At 69.5% G+C, this 15,181-nt stretch carries 17 protein-coding genes; 5 read left to right on the plus strand and 12 right to left on the minus strand.

Features of this window, described 5'->3' with window-relative positions:
- Positions 1-180 precede the first annotated feature (180 nt).
- Positions 181-645: a type II toxin-antitoxin system PemK/MazF family toxin gene (locus tag AB0D12_RS25620; RefSeq protein ID WP_362687218.1), complete on the plus strand. Its 465-nt coding sequence runs from the start codon at positions 181-183 to the stop codon at positions 643-645.
- Positions 646-810: 165 nt separating this feature from the next.
- Here AB0D12_RS25620 and AB0D12_RS25625 read toward each other — a convergent pair whose 3' ends face one another.
- The 7 genes from AB0D12_RS25625 to clpS form a co-directional block, all read right to left on the minus strand.
- Positions 811-1,761 carry a cysteine synthase gene (locus AB0D12_RS25625; RefSeq protein WP_327323850.1) on the minus strand — a complete coding sequence of 317 codons (951 nt, stop codon included), beginning with the start codon at positions 1,759-1,761 and terminating at the stop codon, positions 811-813.
- A complete protein-coding gene (locus AB0D12_RS25630; protein ID WP_327323851.1) occupies positions 1,761-2,039 on the minus strand; it encodes a MoaD/ThiS family protein in 279 nt (92 codons plus the stop codon). The genes AB0D12_RS25625 and AB0D12_RS25630 overlap by 1 nt, the downstream gene beginning before the upstream one ends.
- A gap of 123 nt (positions 2,040-2,162) precedes the next feature.
- Positions 2,163-2,279, minus strand: a complete 117-nt coding sequence (locus tag AB0D12_RS25635; protein ID WP_362687223.1) for a putative leader peptide — start codon at positions 2,277-2,279, stop codon at positions 2,163-2,165.
- Between the two features lie 120 nt (positions 2,280-2,399).
- Positions 2,400-2,822: a M67 family metallopeptidase gene (locus AB0D12_RS25640; RefSeq protein WP_327323853.1), complete on the minus strand. Its 423-nt coding sequence runs from the start codon at positions 2,820-2,822 to the stop codon at positions 2,400-2,402.
- Positions 2,823-2,947: 125 nt separating this feature from the next.
- Positions 2,948-4,378 (minus strand): amino acid permease, encoded by a 1,431-nt coding sequence (locus AB0D12_RS25645; protein ID WP_362687226.1) that lies wholly within the window; start codon positions 4,376-4,378, stop codon positions 2,948-2,950.
- A 345-nt stretch (positions 4,379-4,723) separates the two neighbouring features.
- Positions 4,724-5,317, minus strand: coding sequence for a DUF2017 domain-containing protein (locus AB0D12_RS25650; protein WP_362687229.1), 594 nt, complete (start codon positions 5,315-5,317; stop codon positions 4,724-4,726).
- The gene (gene clpS, locus AB0D12_RS25655; protein ID WP_327323855.1) at positions 5,317-5,631 is read right to left on the minus strand and encodes an ATP-dependent Clp protease adapter ClpS; all 315 of its coding nucleotides are present in this window, start codon (positions 5,629-5,631) and stop codon (positions 5,317-5,319) included. Before clpS ends, AB0D12_RS25650 begins: the two co-directional genes overlap by 1 nt.
- Positions 5,632-5,813: 182 nt before the next feature.
- Here clpS and AB0D12_RS25660 point away from each other — a divergent pair, with 182 nt between their 5' ends.
- Both AB0D12_RS25660 and AB0D12_RS25665 read left to right on the plus strand, forming a co-directional pair.
- The gene (locus AB0D12_RS25660; protein ID WP_362687366.1) at positions 5,814-7,142 is read left to right on the plus strand and encodes a nicotinate phosphoribosyltransferase; all 1,329 of its coding nucleotides are present in this window, start codon (positions 5,814-5,816) and stop codon (positions 7,140-7,142) included.
- 97 nt (positions 7,143-7,239) lie between these two features.
- Positions 7,240-7,824, plus strand: a complete 585-nt coding sequence (locus AB0D12_RS25665; protein ID WP_362687232.1) for an isochorismatase family protein — start codon at positions 7,240-7,242, stop codon at positions 7,822-7,824.
- Between the two features lie 235 nt (positions 7,825-8,059).
- Here AB0D12_RS25665 and AB0D12_RS25670 read toward each other — a convergent pair whose 3' ends face one another.
- Positions 8,060-8,479: a hypothetical protein gene (locus AB0D12_RS25670; RefSeq protein ID WP_362687235.1), complete on the minus strand. Its 420-nt coding sequence runs from the start codon at positions 8,477-8,479 to the stop codon at positions 8,060-8,062.
- Between the two features lie 122 nt (positions 8,480-8,601).
- Positions 8,602-11,019, minus strand: coding sequence for an immune inhibitor A domain-containing protein (locus AB0D12_RS25675; protein ID WP_362687238.1), 2,418 nt, complete (start codon positions 11,017-11,019; stop codon positions 8,602-8,604).
- 373 nt (positions 11,020-11,392) lie between these two features.
- Between AB0D12_RS25675 and AB0D12_RS25680 the strand changes: the two genes are divergently transcribed.
- Entirely contained in the window at positions 11,393-11,743 is a 351-nt protein-coding gene (locus AB0D12_RS25680) for a hypothetical protein (RefSeq protein ID WP_362687240.1), read from the plus strand.
- Here the strand turns inward: AB0D12_RS25680 and AB0D12_RS25685 are convergent.
- On the minus strand, positions 11,729-12,484 hold the full coding sequence (locus AB0D12_RS25685; protein WP_362687243.1) for an RDD family protein: 756 nt from the start codon (positions 12,482-12,484) through the stop codon (positions 11,729-11,731). The two genes, AB0D12_RS25680 and AB0D12_RS25685, sit on opposite strands and share 15 nt — an antisense overlap.
- 87 nt (positions 12,485-12,571) lie before the next feature.
- Positions 12,572-14,020 (minus strand): RDD family protein, encoded by a 1,449-nt coding sequence (locus AB0D12_RS25690; RefSeq protein ID WP_362687246.1) that lies wholly within the window; start codon positions 14,018-14,020, stop codon positions 12,572-12,574.
- A 218-nt stretch (positions 14,021-14,238) separates the two neighbouring features.
- Here AB0D12_RS25690 and AB0D12_RS25695 point away from each other — a divergent pair, with 218 nt between their 5' ends.
- Positions 14,239-14,715: an SsgA family sporulation/cell division regulator gene (locus AB0D12_RS25695; protein ID WP_362687249.1), complete on the plus strand. Its 477-nt coding sequence runs from the start codon at positions 14,239-14,241 to the stop codon at positions 14,713-14,715.
- A gap of 27 nt (positions 14,716-14,742) precedes the next feature.
- Here the strand turns inward: AB0D12_RS25695 and AB0D12_RS25700 are convergent, their stop codons facing one another.
- Positions 14,743-15,123 (minus strand): VOC family protein, encoded by a 381-nt coding sequence (locus tag AB0D12_RS25700; protein WP_362687252.1) that lies wholly within the window; start codon positions 15,121-15,123, stop codon positions 14,743-14,745.
- Between the last annotated feature and the right edge of the window lie 58 nt (positions 15,124-15,181).

Raw genomic sequence — 15,181 nt, forward strand, 5'->3', positions numbered from 1 at the left:
GGTGGATGGTTTCCTCCACCGCTTCCGGGGGCGCCCGGTCATGTGGTCGAGGTGGGCCGGGGGCGTTGTCGGTTGCCGTCCGGTGGATGGTTTCCTTCACCGCTTCCGGGGGCGCCCGGTCCGGGGGGACGTGGGACGGGGGCGCGCGCGGGGGGCGGTGCGCCGGTAACGTCTGGGGGTATGGACACGTCGTGGTGGCTCGCGGTGCTCGCCGTGGTGGTGATCGCGCTGGTCGCTGCGGTGAGGGACGGGCGGGGCCACAGCGCGGGCCGCCGCCCGGGGGGACGCGCCCGCCCGCCGGGCCGGCCGACGGGCCCCCGGCGCGGGCCGAAGCGGCGACCGCAGCCGGGCGAGATCTGGTGGGCGAACGTGCCGTACGAGGACGGGCCCGGGTCGAAGGACCGGCCGTGTCTGGTGCTCTCGGTACGGGGCGAGACGGTCCAGGTCGCGAAGATCACCAGCAAGTACCACGACGAGCGGCCGGGCGTGATCTCACTGCCACCGGGCACGGTGCGCAACGCGCGCGGCCGGGCGAGCTTTCTGGAGACGGACGAGCTGCGGGAGCTGGGGGTCTGGGACTTCAGGCGACGGGTCGGGATGGTGGACCCGAATATATGGGACCAGGTCCGGCACCTGGCTGCGTGACCCGGGGCGTGCCCGCCGTGCAAGGGACTCCTCGCCCGGGCGGAGGGAGCTTCCCGCCGGGGCTCGGGGAAGAGGGAACGTGGAGGCTGACGCCCCCACGCCCGCGCCCGCCGCACGGCGCATAGGTGCCGCTCCCCCGGCGGGGCACCCGCACCCGCCACGCCGCTACGCCCAGAGCTGGCCCTGCAGCGTCTCGATCGCCGCTTCCGTCGTCTCCGCCGTGTAGACCCCCGTCGACAGGTACTTCCAGCCGCCGTCCGCGACCACGAAGACGATGTCCGCCGGCTCGCCCGCCGCCACCGCCTTCTTGCCGACGCCGATCGCCGCGTGCAGCGCCGCTCCCGTCGAGACGCCCGCGAAAATGCCCTCCTGCTGGAGGAGTTCACGGGTACGGGTGACCGCGTCCGCCGAGCCGACCGAGAAGCGGCTGGTCAGGACCGAGGCGTCGTACAGCTCGGGGACGAAGCCCTCGTCCAGGTTGCGCAGGCCGTAGACCAGGTCGTCGTAGCGCGGCTCCGCCGCCACGATGCGGATGCCCGGGACGTGTTCGCGCAGGTAGCGGCCGACGCCCATCAGCGTGCCCGTCGTGCCCAGGCCCGCCACGAAGTGGGTGATCGACGGGAGGTCCGCGAGAATCTCCGGGCCCGTCGTGGCGTAGTGCGCGCCCGCGTTGTCCGGGTTGCCGTACTGGTACAGCATCACCCAGTCCGGATGCTCGGCCGCCAGCTCCTTGGCCACGCGTACCGCCGTGTTGGAGCCGCCCGCCGCAGGCGACGGGATGATCTCCGCGCCCCACATGGCAAGCAGCTGCCGGCGCTCCTCGCTCGTGTTCTCCGGCATCACGCACACCATGCGGTAGCCCTTGAGCTTCGCCGCCATGGCCAGCGAGATGCCGGTGTTGCCGCTGGTGGGCTCCAGGATCGTGCAGCCCGGCGTCAGGCGCCCGTCCTTCTCCGCCTGTTCGATCATGTGGAGCGCCGGGCGGTCCTTGATCGAGCCGGTCGGGTTGCGGTCCTCGAGTTTGGCCCAGATGCGGACGTCACCGGACGGGGACAGCCGCGGGAGGCGGACCAGCGGTGTGTTGCCGACCGCCGCCAGCGGAGAGTCGTAACGCATCAGCGCATGCCACCGGCGACGGCCGGGAGGATCGTGACGCTGTCGCCGTCGGCGAGCTTGGTGGAGATGCCGTCGAGGAAGCGGACGTCCTCGTCGTTGAGGTACACGTTCACAAAGCGGCGCAGCTGGTCGCCGTCGACGATGCGCTCCTGGATGCCGTTGTGGCGGGACTCGAGGTCGGCGAAGAGCTCGGCGAGCGTGTCACCGCTGCCCTCGACGGCCTTGGCGCCGCCGGTGTAGGTGCGGAGGATGGTCGGGATGCGGACCTCGATGGCCATGGCGTGGGCTCCTGTCGGGAGAGTGGCGGGGGTGCGGGTGTGACACAAGGGGCGCGCGGCTCCGCCCCCCGCTCGAGGGGTGGTGCTGTGGGTGCGCTCGGCCCGTAGAGCCGTGTCTGAACGTCAGTACGCGGCGCGGCCCGTACACATCGCGCTGGCGAGACGGCACAGGTCGACGTGCAGCCGCGCCACGAGCAGCACAGTGCTCGGCGTCCTGTCGCTCACGTCATGGGGAACCATGCGGTCATCGTATCGATTCCCTGTCCGGGTCCCGGAATGTGATCTCGCATGATGGACGGAAAGCGCTCAGCATATGGGCCGCGAGGGCCACCGGAGGCGTACAGGGGACCGGGCCGGCGCTCAGTACGCCGCTACGACCTGCACCTCTTCCTCCGTCACCACGCCGTCCACGATGCGGAACGAGCGGAACTGGAACGGGCCCGCTTCATCGACGTCGGCGGTGGAGACCAGGACATAGTGGGCACCCGGCTCGTTCGCGTAGCTGATGTCCGTACGGGAGGGGTAGGCCTCGGTCGCGGTGTGCGAGTGGTAGATGATCACCGGCTCCTCGTCGCGGTCGTCCAGCTCCCGGTAGAGCTTCAGCAGGTCCGCCGAGTCGAACTCGTAGAACGTGGGCGAGCGGGCCGCGTTCAGCATCGGGATGAAGCGCTCGGGGCGGCCGGTGCCCTCCGGGCCCGCGACCATGCCGCATGCCTCGTCGGGGTGGTCGGCGCGGGCGTGCGCGACGATCTGGTCGTACAGGGCCTCGGTGAGGGTCAGCATGCGGATCAGGATAATCAGAAGGGCCCACCCGTACCGAAGAGTGGTACGGGTGGGCCCGAATGCTGGACGCCAGTCAGAGGCTGCCGGTCAGAGGCCCAGGGGCATCGAGCGCCGGCTCAGGGGCCTCAGCGCTTGATGAAGGCCGCGCCCTCGGGGTTGCGCTGCTTCAGCACCAGATACGAGACACCGAGGATCAGGGCCCACAGCGGCGCGCAGTACAGCGAGATCCGCGCGTCCTTGTCGACGCCCATCATCACGATGACCATGATGATGAAGAGCAGCGCGAACCAGCTGGTCCACGGGGCGCCGGGCGCCTTGAAGGTGGACTCCGGCAGCTCGCCGCGGTCGGCCTTGGCGCGGTAGCGGATCTGGCAGACCAGGATCATGATCCAGGCCCACATGCCGGAGATCGTGGCGAAGGAGACGACGTAGTTGAACGCGTCGCCGGGCCACTGGTAGTTGATCCAGACGCCGACCAGCATCAGCCCCGCGGAGACGGTGGTACCGACCAGCGGAGTGCCGCTCTTCGTGAGCTTGGTGAAGAACTTCGGGCCCTGGCCGTTGAGCGCGAGGTCGCGCAGCATCCGGCCGGTGGAGTACATACCGGAGTTGCAGGAGGACAGGGCCGCGGTCAGCACGACGAAGTTGACGACGGCGGCGCCGACACCGAGGCCCATCTTCTGGAAGGCGGCCACGAACGGCGAGACACCCGGCTGGAACTCGTCCCAGGGCACCACCGAAAGGATCATGATCAACGCGCCGACGTAGAAGACGGCGATACGCCACGGCACGGTGTTGATCGCCTTGGGCAGCGTCTTCTCCGGGTCCTTGGACTCGCCGGCGGTGACGCCGACCAGCTCGACCGCGAGGAAGGCGAACATCACGATCTGCAGGGTCATCAGCGTGCCGCCGATGCCCTTGGGGAAGAAGCCGCCGTCGGCCCAGAGGTGCGTGACGGACGCGGTGTCACCGGCGTCGGAGAAGCCGAGCGTGAGAATGCCGGCGCAGATGAGGATCATGCCGATGATGGCCGTGACCTTGACCATCGAGAACCAGAACTCCAGCTCACCGAAGAGCTTCACGGAGATCAGGTTCACCGCGTACAGGATGGTCGTGAAGACGAGCGCGGAGATCCATTGCGGGATGTCCCACCAGAACGTCATGTACTGGGCGGCCGCACTGACCTCGGTGATGCCGGTGACGACCCAGAAGAGCCAGTACGTCCAACCGGTGACGAACCCCGCGAACGGGCCGACGAACTCACGGGCGTACTCGGAGAAGGAACCCGAGACGGGGCGGTACATGAGCAGTTCGCCCAGCGCCCGCATGATGAAGAAGATGACCAGGCCCGCGATGGCATAGGCCAGGATGAGGCTGGGTCCGGCCTTCGAGATGGCCTTGCCCGCGCCGAGGAAGAGGCCGGTGCCGATGGCGCCGCCGATCGCGATCATCTGGATCTGCCGGGCACCCAGTCCGCGCTGGTAGCCCTCGTCCGCGCCTGTCGCGGACCCCGCGGCCTCATTGCCGTCGTGCTTGTCGACCTGCACCGAGGTCATGGTGATGCGCCCTTTCTCCATGCTGATCCGCGTCCGCTGCATCTGCCGCGCGACTGCGGATCACGTCCTGATCCCCCCGGATGTGAATGGAGTGCCACCGGCGATCAGCCGGCCCAGCGCCCCCCGGGGGCATGGGTGGCGCCCCCTGGTGGTCGTGAAGATTTATCACGGCCGCAACACTGATCGGCCGAGGTGGCTGTGGCACACGCCACAGGAAGAAGCGGACAAAGATCCATGGGCACTACAAACCATGCCGATGTGGTGACGTGATCGTTATCCGGATTTGAGTGTCCGTTGAGCGAACAACTCGGGACGTCCGAGTGTCGGACATCCCAGGCGTCGACGTCAGGCCATCAGGGTCTCGACGAGCGTCTCCTGGAGCGCCCCGAGCCAGAGATACGCCATCACCATCGGCTTGCGCGGGTCGGAGTCCGGCAGCCGGTAGAGCTCGCCACTCTCGTCCTCGTCGCCGACCTCGAGCCGGGTGCCGATGGTGAGGCGCAGGTCGTTGAGCGCGCCGAGCCAGTGCAGACAGTCGTCGGGGGTGAGTTTGAGTACGGCACCGCCCTCGCCGGTGGCGGTCAGCGAGTCCAGGGTGCGGACGACCGCGACCGCGTCATCGCGCTTGCGGGAGCGCAGATCCGTCTCCGTGAAGCGCCTGAACTCGGCCGAGGCAGCACGCAGTTCCTCATCCTCGACATCGGCGTCAGGACCGCCGTACGCCTCGGGGAAGAGGCGGGCGAGCGCCGGGTCGGTGGGCGGCTCACTCGGCCCCTCGGTGAACAGCGCGGCCAGCGGGTCCTCGCCGTCGACCGGCTCGTCGCCGGGCCCGATGAGCTCCAGCAGCTGTACGGCGAGCGAGCGCAGGATCGAGATCTCGACCTCGTCGAGCGGGACGGCCGCGCCGCCCCCCGGAACGGGCTCGAAGTGCCCGGCCATCAGTTGCGGTCCTGGGAGAGCGTCGCCCACAGTCCGTAGCCGTGCATCGCCTGCACGTCACGCTCCATCTCCTCGCGGCTGCCGCTGGAGACGACGGCCCGGCCCTTGTGGTGGACGTCGAGCATCAGCTTGTGCGCCTTGTCCTTGGAGTAGCCGAAGTAGGCCTGGAAGACATAGGTGACGTAGCTCATCAGATTGACCGGGTCATTGTGGACGAGCGTCACCCACGGCACGTCGGGCTCGGGCACGGCGAAGGTCTCCTGCGCCGACTCGGGGCGTTCGATCTCTGTGGGAGCAACACTCACCCGGTCCATGCTGCCACCCGCGGGGGCTCATCGCACAAACGGGGCCTACATCTCGTCACTCTGACGAGATGTGCGGTAGCATCCTCGTCGAGGCATCTCGCGGGGCGCTGTATCCGACAGCGGTCCGCCGCGGGCCGGACCGCGGACCGACCCGGTCGGCGGCCCACGACGAAAGAGCGAGGTTGACCGTTGTGAACGCTGCGGACCTTGGGCTGCCGGTGGATGTGCCGTCGACGGCGCTCTTCACCGATCAGTACGAGCTCACGATGCTCCAGGCGGCGCTGAGGTCCGGCACCGCCGACCGCCGCTCCGTCTTCGAGGTCTTCACCCGCCGGCTGCCCGACGGACGGCGCTACGGCGTAGTGGCGGGCACCGGCCGGGTGCTGGACGCCGTCGAGAACTTCCGCTTCGACGCGGGCGTGATCAGCTTCCTGCGCGATCAGGGGATCGTCGACGAACCCACACTCCAGTGGCTCGCCTCGTACCGCTTCGGCGGCGACATCTGGGGCTACCCGGAGGGCGAGGTGTACTTCCCGGGCTCGCCCATCCTGCGGGTCGAGGGCTCCTTCGCCGAGTGCGTGCTGCTGGAGACCGTGATCCTTTCCATCCTCAACCACGACTCGGCGATCGCCGCGGCGGCCTCGCGGATGTCGACGGCCGCGGCCGGGCGCCGACTGATCGAGATGGGCGCACGGCGTACGCACGAGCTCGCCGCGGTCGCCTCGGCGCGCGCCGCGTACGTCGGCGGCTTCAGCTCCACCTCGGACCTGGCGGCGGGCTTCCGTTACGCCATCCCGACGGTCGGCACCAGCGCGCACGCCTTCACACTGCTGCACGACAGCGAGCGCGACGCCTTCCGGGCGCAGGTCGATTCGCTCGGACGGGGTACGACGCTGCTGGTCGACACGTACGACGTGGCCGAGGCCGTCCGTACCGCCGTGGAGATCGCGGGCCCCGAGCTCGGGGCCGTACGCATCGACTCCGGGGACCTGCTGCTGGTCGCGCACCGGGTGCGGCAGCAGCTGGACGAGCTGGGCGCGACCAACACCAAGATCGTGGTGACCTCGGACCTGGACGAGTACGCCATCGCCTCACTCGCCGCGGCGCCGGTCGACGCGTACGGCGTGGGCACGCAGCTGGTCACCGGCAGCGGGCACCCCACCTGCTCAATGGTCTACAAGCTGGTCGCCCGCGCGCGGTCCGCCGATCCCAAGGCGTCGCTGGAGCCGGTGGCGAAGAAGTCCCTGGGCGCGAAGTCCTCGATCGGCGGCCGCAAGTGGGCCGCGCGCCGGGTGGACGCGCACGGCGTCGCCGAGGCCGAGGTGATCGGCCTCCACTCGGTCCCGCCCGAGCTCGTGGACCGGCAGTTGCTGGTGGAGCTGGTCAAGGGCGGCGAGATCGTCGCCCGCGAGCCGCTGGACACGGCGCGCGAGAGGCACACCGCGGCGCTCGCGGGGCTGCCGATGTCGGCGCTCCAGCTGTCGAAGGGGGAGCCCGTCCTCCCGACGGAGTACGTGTGAACGCAGCCTTGGGCCCCCTCCCGCAAGGCGGTTGAAGTCTCTACGCTCAGTACATTCGCTCGCCGCCCACCGATCTCCCCCATCGAAGGACACCCGCATGCACCGCGCATTGATCGTCGTGGACGTTCAGAACGACTTCTGCGAAGGCGGCAGCCTCGCGGTGGCGGGAGGTGCGGATGTCGCTGCGGCCATCACCGACCTGATAGGCCAGGCTCAGGCGGGCTACCGCTATGTGGTCGCCTCCCGCGACCACCACATCGAGCCGGGCGACCACTTCGCCGAGCAGCCGGACTACGTCGACAGCTGGCCGGCGCACTGCGTCGCCGGCACGGAGGGCGTGGGCTTCCACCCGAACTTCGCGCCGGCCGTGGCGTCGGGCGCGGTCGACGCGGTCTTCGACAAGGGCGGATACGCGGCGGCGTACAGCGGCTTCGAGGGCTCGGACGAGAACGGCTCGACGCTGGCGCAGTGGCTGCGGGCGCGGGAGGTGACGGAAGTCGACGTGGTGGGCATCGCGACGGACCACTGCGTACGGGCGACGGCGCTGGACGCGGTCCGGGAGGGCTTCACGACGACTGTGCTGCTGGACCTGACGGCCGGGGTCGCGGAGGCGACGACGGAGCGGGCGCTGGAGGAGCTGCGGGGGGCGGGCGTGGAACTCACGGGCAAGCCGATGCTCTGACCTGGTGCTCCGCCCCGGACCCCGCGCCTCAATCGCCGGCGGGGCTGAAAGGTTCAGCCCCGCCGGACGGGGAAACCCAGCCCGTCCGGCGATTGAGGACACGGCCGAGGGCCGTACGGGGAAATGGGGGCTTGCCTCCGTTACGGGAAGGGGCGGGCCGGGGAAACGCGCCCGCCGCAGGCGTCAGCAGACGCCGCCTTGCCCGGCCCGGACAGGAGGGCCGGACCTGAGCCCCTCAGGCGATTGAGGAGCGGGGTTCGGGGCGGACCCCCGGGTCGGGCGGGGCCAATGTGAGCCTCGTCGGCGCCTGAGGCGCCGGGGCCGGAGCCGGAGACGGGGCGGAGCCCCACCGGCGCGGGGTGAGGAGCGCCCGTATCGGGTGCCAGAGCTCCTTGTGGTCCTCCGGGCTGGCCCGCCACAGCAGGCCGTCCGGGTGGTGCAGCACCGCCGTGATCTCGTCCGGTGTCGGCGGCTCCGCATTGCCCCGCAGATACACCGCCCGCAGCCCCAGATTCCGCAGCCGCGTCAACGCCCTCGCACGGTTCGCGGCGTGGACCAGGAAGCGGACCGTACCGCCGTCGCCCGACGGGCTGGGCAGGCTGAGCGCTACCACCACACTGCCGTTCGGCAGCTTGCTGAAACCTCCGCCGGGCATGCTGACCCACTCCCCCGTGAGATGGCGTGTCAATAAGGATCTGGTAGACGCACCTAAACACGATCGGCCGCCGCCCGCTAGAGGGCGACGGCCGATCATGACTTGACCTGCAGTGATACCAATTACTTGGCCGACGGACCAACCTTGACCGTGATCGTCTGGCCGTTCAGCGGCTCGCTCACGATCGAGATCTTGGTGTTGGTGTCAGTTACCTTCACACCCGCCGTCGGGTTCTCGGCGAACCAGTACACACCCTTGCGGTCGTCGAAGACCGGGTTGCCCGCCTGCGGCTTGATCCGCAGCGCCACGTCCGCCTTGTGCAGCGTGAAGCCGTCGGTCGGCCGCAGGCTGAACGCCGAGTCGAACGACTGGATCTTGTTCCGCAGCAGCGTGCCGTCCGCCCACTTCAGCGGCTTCGCATGCGCGTCCACGGGAAGGACAAGACCCTGGCCCGGGTGGGCGCTGGTGTTGTTGTCCTTCTGGGAGGTGTCCCAGAGCCAGACCACCAGGCCGTTCTGGTACGGGTAGTGCTCGACCCACGCGTCCTTCGGCGCCTTGAAACCGAAGTTGTACGGGCCGGCCTTGAGGGTCTTGTCGTACGACACGTACTGACGGTTCTCGGCCAGGTAGTACTGCTCGTACTCCTTGGTGAAGGACTCACCGATGCGCGAGAAGCCCTTCGAGGTCCAGCCCGCGTCGTCACCCTCGGCGTTGTCGGTGAACAGCGGCGTACCGTCCGCCACCACGCTCAGCGCGTCCGCCGCGAAGCCCTTGCCGCCCGCGCCGCCGTCCGTCTGGTAGCGGAAGCGGACGTCGACCTTCTTGCCCGCGTACGCGTCCAGCGAGTACGCCAGCTTCTTGTAAGCGCCCGAGACACCGGTCAGCGCCGGCTTGTCGCCCGCGTCACGGGTGATCGGCTTGCCGTCGGCCGTACCGTCCACCGGCGTCCAGTTGGCGCCGCCGTCCGTCGACACCTCGGCGTACAGGTAGTCGTAGTTGGCCTCAATGTCCCACCAGCCCGAAAGCTCCAGGGACGCCTTGGACTTGCCGGTCAGGTCGACCGGGCGGGACAGGGTGTTCTTGAGGTCGTCACCCATGTCGCTCCACCACTGCTTGGAGCCCTCGGCGGGCTTCACGACAGTCGTGGTGACCGGCTTCTTCGGCAGCTCGACGACGAGGGCCTGCGGCAGCTTGGTGTTGTACTCCGCCACACCCAGCTTGTGGGTGGACTTCGTCGCCGCCTTGCCCTTGGTGTAGTTGAGCCAGCCCAGCTGCAGCTTGTCCCAGGCGCTCATGTCGCCCGGCAGGTCGCCGATGGAGTCCTTGCCGGTGCCGAGCCAGGAGCCGGCCGACATCAGGGTCCAGAAGCCGGTCGAGTTCTCGCCCTTGCCCGTGGTGTCGTAGTGGTCGGGCAGACCGAGGTCGTGGCCGTACTCGTGGGCGAAGACACCGAGGCCGCCGTTCTCGGGCTGCATGGTGTAGTCGCCGACCCAGATACCGGTGGAGCCGATCTGGGTGCCGCCCGCCCTGTTGTTCGCCGGGCCGGTCTTGCCGGCGTCCTGGCCGTACGCGTACCAGCGGTGCGCCCACAGGGCGTTGGTGCCTTCGGCGCCGCCGCCCGCCGACTCGTCCTCACCGGCGTGGACGATCTGGAAGTGGTCGATGTAGCCGTCGGGCTCGTTGAAGTTGCCGTCGTTGTCGAAGTCGTAGCGGTCCCACTGGTCGTACTTCGACAGGTCCGCCTTGATCTGCTCGTCCGTGCGGCCCTTCGCCTTCTGGTCCGCGGCCCAGGCGGTGACGCCGTCCTTGACCGTGTCCCAGACGTTGGGGCAGTTGGTGTCGCCGCAGTAGTTCGAGCCGTAGCGGCCCTCGTTGTAGTCGACCTTGACCCAGTCGGCGACCTCGCCGTCGACCGAGTAGCGGCCCGAGGAGGTCTTCTCGTAGTAGGTCTTCAGCGAGTCCTTCGGCCGGCCCTTCGCATCCTTGCCGGTGCCGAAGTACAGGTCCTGGAAGTGCTGCCGGTTGTAGTCCGCCTGCCAGGCCGTGGAGTTGTCGTTCTTACGGTCGGGCTGGGCGATCTTGTTGTGCAGCGGGCCGGGCGTGCCGCCGTACTTCTTGACGGGCGGTTCGGGGCCGTCCGGACCGTCCGGGTCGAACATCGTGGTGTCGTCGACCTTGTCGCCGAACTCCACCAGGATCGTGAAGATCTTGTCCGTCTTCTCCCGGCCGAGCTCGACGTACTTCTTGTCGCCGAGCTTCACGACCTTGGACGCGCCGCGCTTCTGCACGGTCGCGTCGCCGGATATGACCTGTTCCAGCGCGGCTTGGCGCTGCTGGTCCTGCTGCTTGCTGAACGGGCCGTCGAGGTCGTGCTCGGGCTGCCCCTTCTGCGGCTCCGGGTCGTGGCGCTCGATGGCGGCCGGATCCGTGGTCCTCGGAGTGTCGGCCTGAGCGCTGGTGAACGCCGAGGCCGACGCGGTGGTCGCGGCCAGGGCCGCAATCACCGCGGACGCTCTGATCGTCCGTCGCTTGATGGTCACTTGATGGTGTCCTCCCCCGCGCCCCGTCGCAGCGGACCGGAATGTGGGGTCGTCCGCGCGCGGTGTCGCGTCACAAGTGACGACATTCGACCGGAGTTACCGAAGAAAAGACAGTCCTTGACTTGAACAGACCAACTGCACTATGCAGGAGTACAGTTCCGCTATCCGGACGATCCCCAAACCGGACAACAGGCGCATCGAATCGGCCAGTCGAGCGCCCAAATGACTCCGTGCGCCCCCCGTGCAACGGCACCGTGGGTTAGGTCACGCTTACTACCGGTTCCTCCAGGGCATCCACCGTCGTAGAGTCAGTTGACAGTGCGACCTCGCTGAGAGACACCCCCTGACCAATGCCCCGAGGACGGATACCGTCATGCCGCGTCCGACTGCCGCACAACTCGCCTACGGTTCAGCCACCGTCGTCTTCTCGACCCTCGCCCTGCTGCTGCTGACCCGTACCACCAATGGCGTCGCCGTCGGCGTGATCGGCGTCGCCTCGATGGCCCTCGGTCTGGTCGTCGCGGTCGCCCTGCCCATGAGCAGGACTCTGCGCGGAACGACGAAGGCGACGTACACGGTCCGTACGAACCGTGCCGCCGCCTCCGGCAACCCCGCCTCGGCCACCTCCGCCGCCTCCGCCGACGGCCTCACCACGCGTGTGTCCACGCTCCGCGCGCATGCGGGCGCCGAGGCCAGGGTCGGCGAGCACTCACTGCGCCGCTGACACCACCACCGTCTTGCCCGCCTTGTCGTGCAGACCCTGTTTGTACGGCTTGTCCAGCAGGATCGTCAGGATGATGACGAGCCACCAGATGCAGAAGCAGCAGACCAGCGCGGGCACCCAGAGCACCGCGGCGCGCAACAGCGAAGAGCTGGTGTCCGGCACGGTGCCGTCGTTGAGCATCGCGACCCGGATCTTCATCAGGCTCTTGCCGACGGTCTGACCGTTCCTCTTGGCGATCATGATGGTGTCGTAGCCGACGTACGCGATCAGGGAGACCAGCGACCAGAGCCACTGCCTGCCGGTGTTCACCTGGTTGGTGAAGTCGTCCCAGCTGTCGCCGCCGTTCGTTGTGCCGCCCCAGCCGCCGAAGGCCAGCGAGATCAGGAACAGCGGCACGAGGACGATGAGCACATCGATGACACGGGCCAGGAGCCGCCTGCCGAAGTCCGCGAGCGGCGGCATCCCGGCGAGCGGGTCCGCTCCTCCGTACTGGCCGCCGTAGGCGTTCGGACCGTGCGGAGGGGGCTGGCCGCCGCCGTACGGCGAGCCGCCGCCCGGTGGACCGTCGTACGGCGAGCCGCCGCCCTGCCCGGAGCCGTACGGAGAGTCCGACGGCGGGCCTTGCGGGGGGCCTTGCGGGGGTTCCTGACCACCGCCCGACGGAGGCGTGGGTTCCTGCGGCCTCTTGCGGAAGGGGTCGTTCTCTGGCGGCTCGCCGGGCGTCGGCTGGTCGTTGCTCATGGGGGCAGTGCACCCCGCCCCGAGGGCCCCCGCAACGGCTCGCGTGCCGTTCGGGGGAACCCTCCCGGGAATTCTTCGGGCGGCGGGTCAGCCGGTCACAAAGGTGTGTGCGGCCTTGTCGTGCCAGCACTGCCGCCACGGCCGGTCGAACAGGCACCAGAGCACATTGAACACCCCGACGACGAGGACGCCGAGCACTCCGTAGACCAGCCAGCGGCGCAGCGCGGCCCCGAAGGACGGCGGCTCGTGGGACTCGATGTCCCAGACCGTCAGGCCGCAGAGCTTCTTGCCGAGAGTGCGGCCCCATTTGGCGGTCGGCAGTGCCTCGTACAGCACGCCGAGGACCAGCAGGGCGCCGAGGATGATCCCGAGGTGAACGGCGGTGGTGCCGTCGAAGAGCCAGACGGTGACCGTCTCGCCCGACTGCTTCGCCGCCTCGATCTTCTCGTCGATATGGGCGCGCGCCTGGGAGACGACCGGTACGGCGACGGCGCCGACGAGCGCGCCGAGCAGCACGAAGTCGATCAGTCGCGCCGCGAACCGCTTGCCCAGCGACGCGGGACGGGCCGCGGCCTGAGCCTGCGCGGCCTGCAGGAACGGGTCGTTGACCGGGGGCTTCCAGGGCACGACGGGCGGCTCGCCCTCGTCGGCGGTGGCGGCGAGCCGGTGGACCTGCTGGGCCCAGGAGGCGGAGCCCCCGCCGGGGCCGTTGGTGACGGGAGCCTGGGCCTGCGCGGGCACCTGCGGCTGGAGCTGTTGCTGGGGCTCTGAGGTCTGCGGCTGCCGCTGACGCTGGGCCGGGGCCTGCGGCTGCGCGGGTGCGGTGGGGGTGGGCGCGCTGCCGCCGAGGCGCTGTGCCGCGATCCCGCCCGTACCGTCCTGAGGCGGGCGCTGGGGCAGGCCGGCCGGTGTCTCGCCCGCCGGAGCCGCTGACGCGGGATCCGCGGCGGGGGCACCCGGGCCGGCGGACGCTCGCTTGGCCGCACCGGGGCGCAGTGCGCGGATCGCGACCGTACCGTCCACCGGGGGCTCGCCGGTGTTCGACGGCCCGAGCGAGCGAACGCCGGGCAGGGCGCCGCCCGTCGGATCGGCGGGCCGGCGTGGGTCGGGGGGCGAACCGGGTGCACCGGACGCGCCGCCCTGGGACGGCGTACGGGGGTCCTGGCCGCCGCCCCACGAGACGCGGCTGTCGCGCTCGCCGCCGAAGCCGCCCTGGCGCGAGGTGTCCGCCTGCCAGGCGGTGGCCGGCTCCGGGCGGGACGGCTCGTCGACCGGCCCCTCGTCGAGGAAGACCGGGCCGGTCTCCTCCATCGGGGCAGGGGTGTACGCGGACGCGGCCGGACCGGCCGACGCGAACTCGGGCGCCGTCGAGCCGGGCGCCGAGGGCATCGCCTCGCCCGTCTCCGGCGCGGGCCGACTCGTACCGGGCACCCAGGAAGCACCGTTCCAGTACCGGACATATCCAGGAATGGATGGGTCCGGGTAATAGCCGGGCGTGGGGCTGCCGTCTCCGGTGGCCGGTGTTGGGGCGCTCATCACCGTGGTCCCGTATCTCCTCGAGGCCTCAATACAAGGCTCCACATCTATCAGAACCTCGAGCGCCCTTGGGGCGGTCCTGCCGTAACGACTACTTTCCGGTCATGGATGCACCACAGAAAGTTGTTTCCGAAAGTCGCGTCATAGACGCGGTGCGACGCGCTCTCTCCTTGCACGGCCCGCTCACAAGGCCTCGCAAAAGGAAGGAGAGCCCTCTCATGCACACCGTGGTGGAACGCGAGCTGGAGCTCAGACTGGTGCTGTCGCCCGAGCTCAGCATCCCCGTCCCGGCCCGGCTGACCTACCGCACTGACGACCCGTACGCCGTGCACATAGCCTTTCACATCGGCTCCGACAGCCCCGTGAAGTGGAACTTCGCCCGCGAACTGCTGGTCGAAGGGGTGTTCCGCCCGTCTGGGCAGGGAGATGTCCGGATCCGGCCGACCGAGGTCGAGGGCCGCAGCGTGGTCCTGATGGCGCTCAGCTCCCCCGACGGCGACGCGCTCGTCGAGGCGTCCGCCGCGGCGGTGTCCGGGTGGCTGGAGCGGACACTGCGGGTGGTTCCTCCCGGCTCCGAGTCGGAACAGCTCGGCATCGACGACGGCCTCGCCGAGCTGCTCGCGCCCACCCCGGCCGACGATCTGCGGCTGGGGGACCTGCGGCCCTCGGACGAGTCCATGGACGGCGATGCCTAGGAGGCGCCCAGGAGGCCTGGGAGGTGCCTAGGAGGTGACGTACGTATGCGTAAGGAACTCGAGGGAGTGGCCATCGGGGTCGTCGATGTAGACCCCACGGCCCCCGTAGTGGTGATTGATCTGCTGCGGCTCGTCGTGCATCGGGTCGGCCCAGTACGGGAGTTCGCGCTCGGTTATCCGGCCGAAGATCTCGTCGAACTCCTCCTCCGAGACCAGGAAGGCGAGGTGCTGGGAGACGATGCGCTCCCGTACGTCGAGATAGTCGAGAGTGACGCCGCCCGCCAGCGGCAGGCTCGCGAAGGGGCCGAAGGGCTTGGGATCGGGCTCACCGATCAGTTCGGCGAGAAAACGGGCGCCGGCGAAGCGGTCGCGGCTGTGGACGATGGTGTGGTCAAGACGTGCCGGCACGGCTCCTCCTTCATCGGCCTGCATCGGCCTTCGTCGACTTTCATCGATGTCTCCACGC

This window comes from Streptomyces sp. NPDC048479 (assembly GCF_040651435.1).
Taxonomy (GTDB): domain Bacteria; phylum Actinomycetota; class Actinomycetes; order Streptomycetales; family Streptomycetaceae; genus Streptomyces.

Excerpts from the sequence above, each read along its gene's own strand:
- AB0D12_RS25620 (WP_362687218.1), top strand. The coding sequence starts at position 181 with ATGGACACGTCGTGGTGGCTCGCGGTGCTCGCCGTGGTGGTGATCGCG.
- AB0D12_RS25625 (WP_327323850.1), bottom strand. The coding sequence starts at position 1,761 with ATGCGTTACGACTCTCCGCTGGCGGCGGTCGGCAACACACCGCTGGTC.
- AB0D12_RS25630 (WP_327323851.1), bottom strand. The coding sequence starts at position 2,039 with ATGGCCATCGAGGTCCGCATCCCGACCATCCTCCGCACCTACACCGGC.
- AB0D12_RS25635 (WP_362687223.1), bottom strand. The coding sequence starts at position 2,279 with ATGGTTCCCCATGACGTGAGCGACAGGACGCCGAGCACTGTGCTGCTC.
- AB0D12_RS25640 (WP_327323853.1), bottom strand. The coding sequence starts at position 2,822 with ATGCTGACCCTCACCGAGGCCCTGTACGACCAGATCGTCGCGCACGCC.
- AB0D12_RS25645 (WP_362687226.1), bottom strand. The coding sequence starts at position 4,378 with ATGACCTCGGTGCAGGTCGACAAGCACGACGGCAATGAGGCCGCGGGG.
- AB0D12_RS25650 (WP_362687229.1), bottom strand. The coding sequence starts at position 5,317 with ATGGCCGGGCACTTCGAGCCCGTTCCGGGGGGCGGCGCGGCCGTCCCG.
- clpS (WP_327323855.1), bottom strand. The coding sequence starts at position 5,631 with ATGGACCGGGTGAGTGTTGCTCCCACAGAGATCGAACGCCCCGAGTCG.
- AB0D12_RS25665 (WP_362687232.1), top strand. The coding sequence starts at position 7,240 with ATGCACCGCGCATTGATCGTCGTGGACGTTCAGAACGACTTCTGCGAA.
- AB0D12_RS25670 (WP_362687235.1), bottom strand. The coding sequence starts at position 8,479 with ATGCCCGGCGGAGGTTTCAGCAAGCTGCCGAACGGCAGTGTGGTGGTA.
- AB0D12_RS25680 (WP_362687240.1), top strand. The coding sequence starts at position 11,393 with ATGCCGCGTCCGACTGCCGCACAACTCGCCTACGGTTCAGCCACCGTC.
- AB0D12_RS25685 (WP_362687243.1), bottom strand. The coding sequence starts at position 12,484 with ATGAGCAACGACCAGCCGACGCCCGGCGAGCCGCCAGAGAACGACCCC.
- AB0D12_RS25690 (WP_362687246.1), bottom strand. The coding sequence starts at position 14,020 with ATGAGCGCCCCAACACCGGCCACCGGAGACGGCAGCCCCACGCCCGGC.
- AB0D12_RS25695 (WP_362687249.1), top strand. The coding sequence starts at position 14,239 with ATGCACACCGTGGTGGAACGCGAGCTGGAGCTCAGACTGGTGCTGTCG.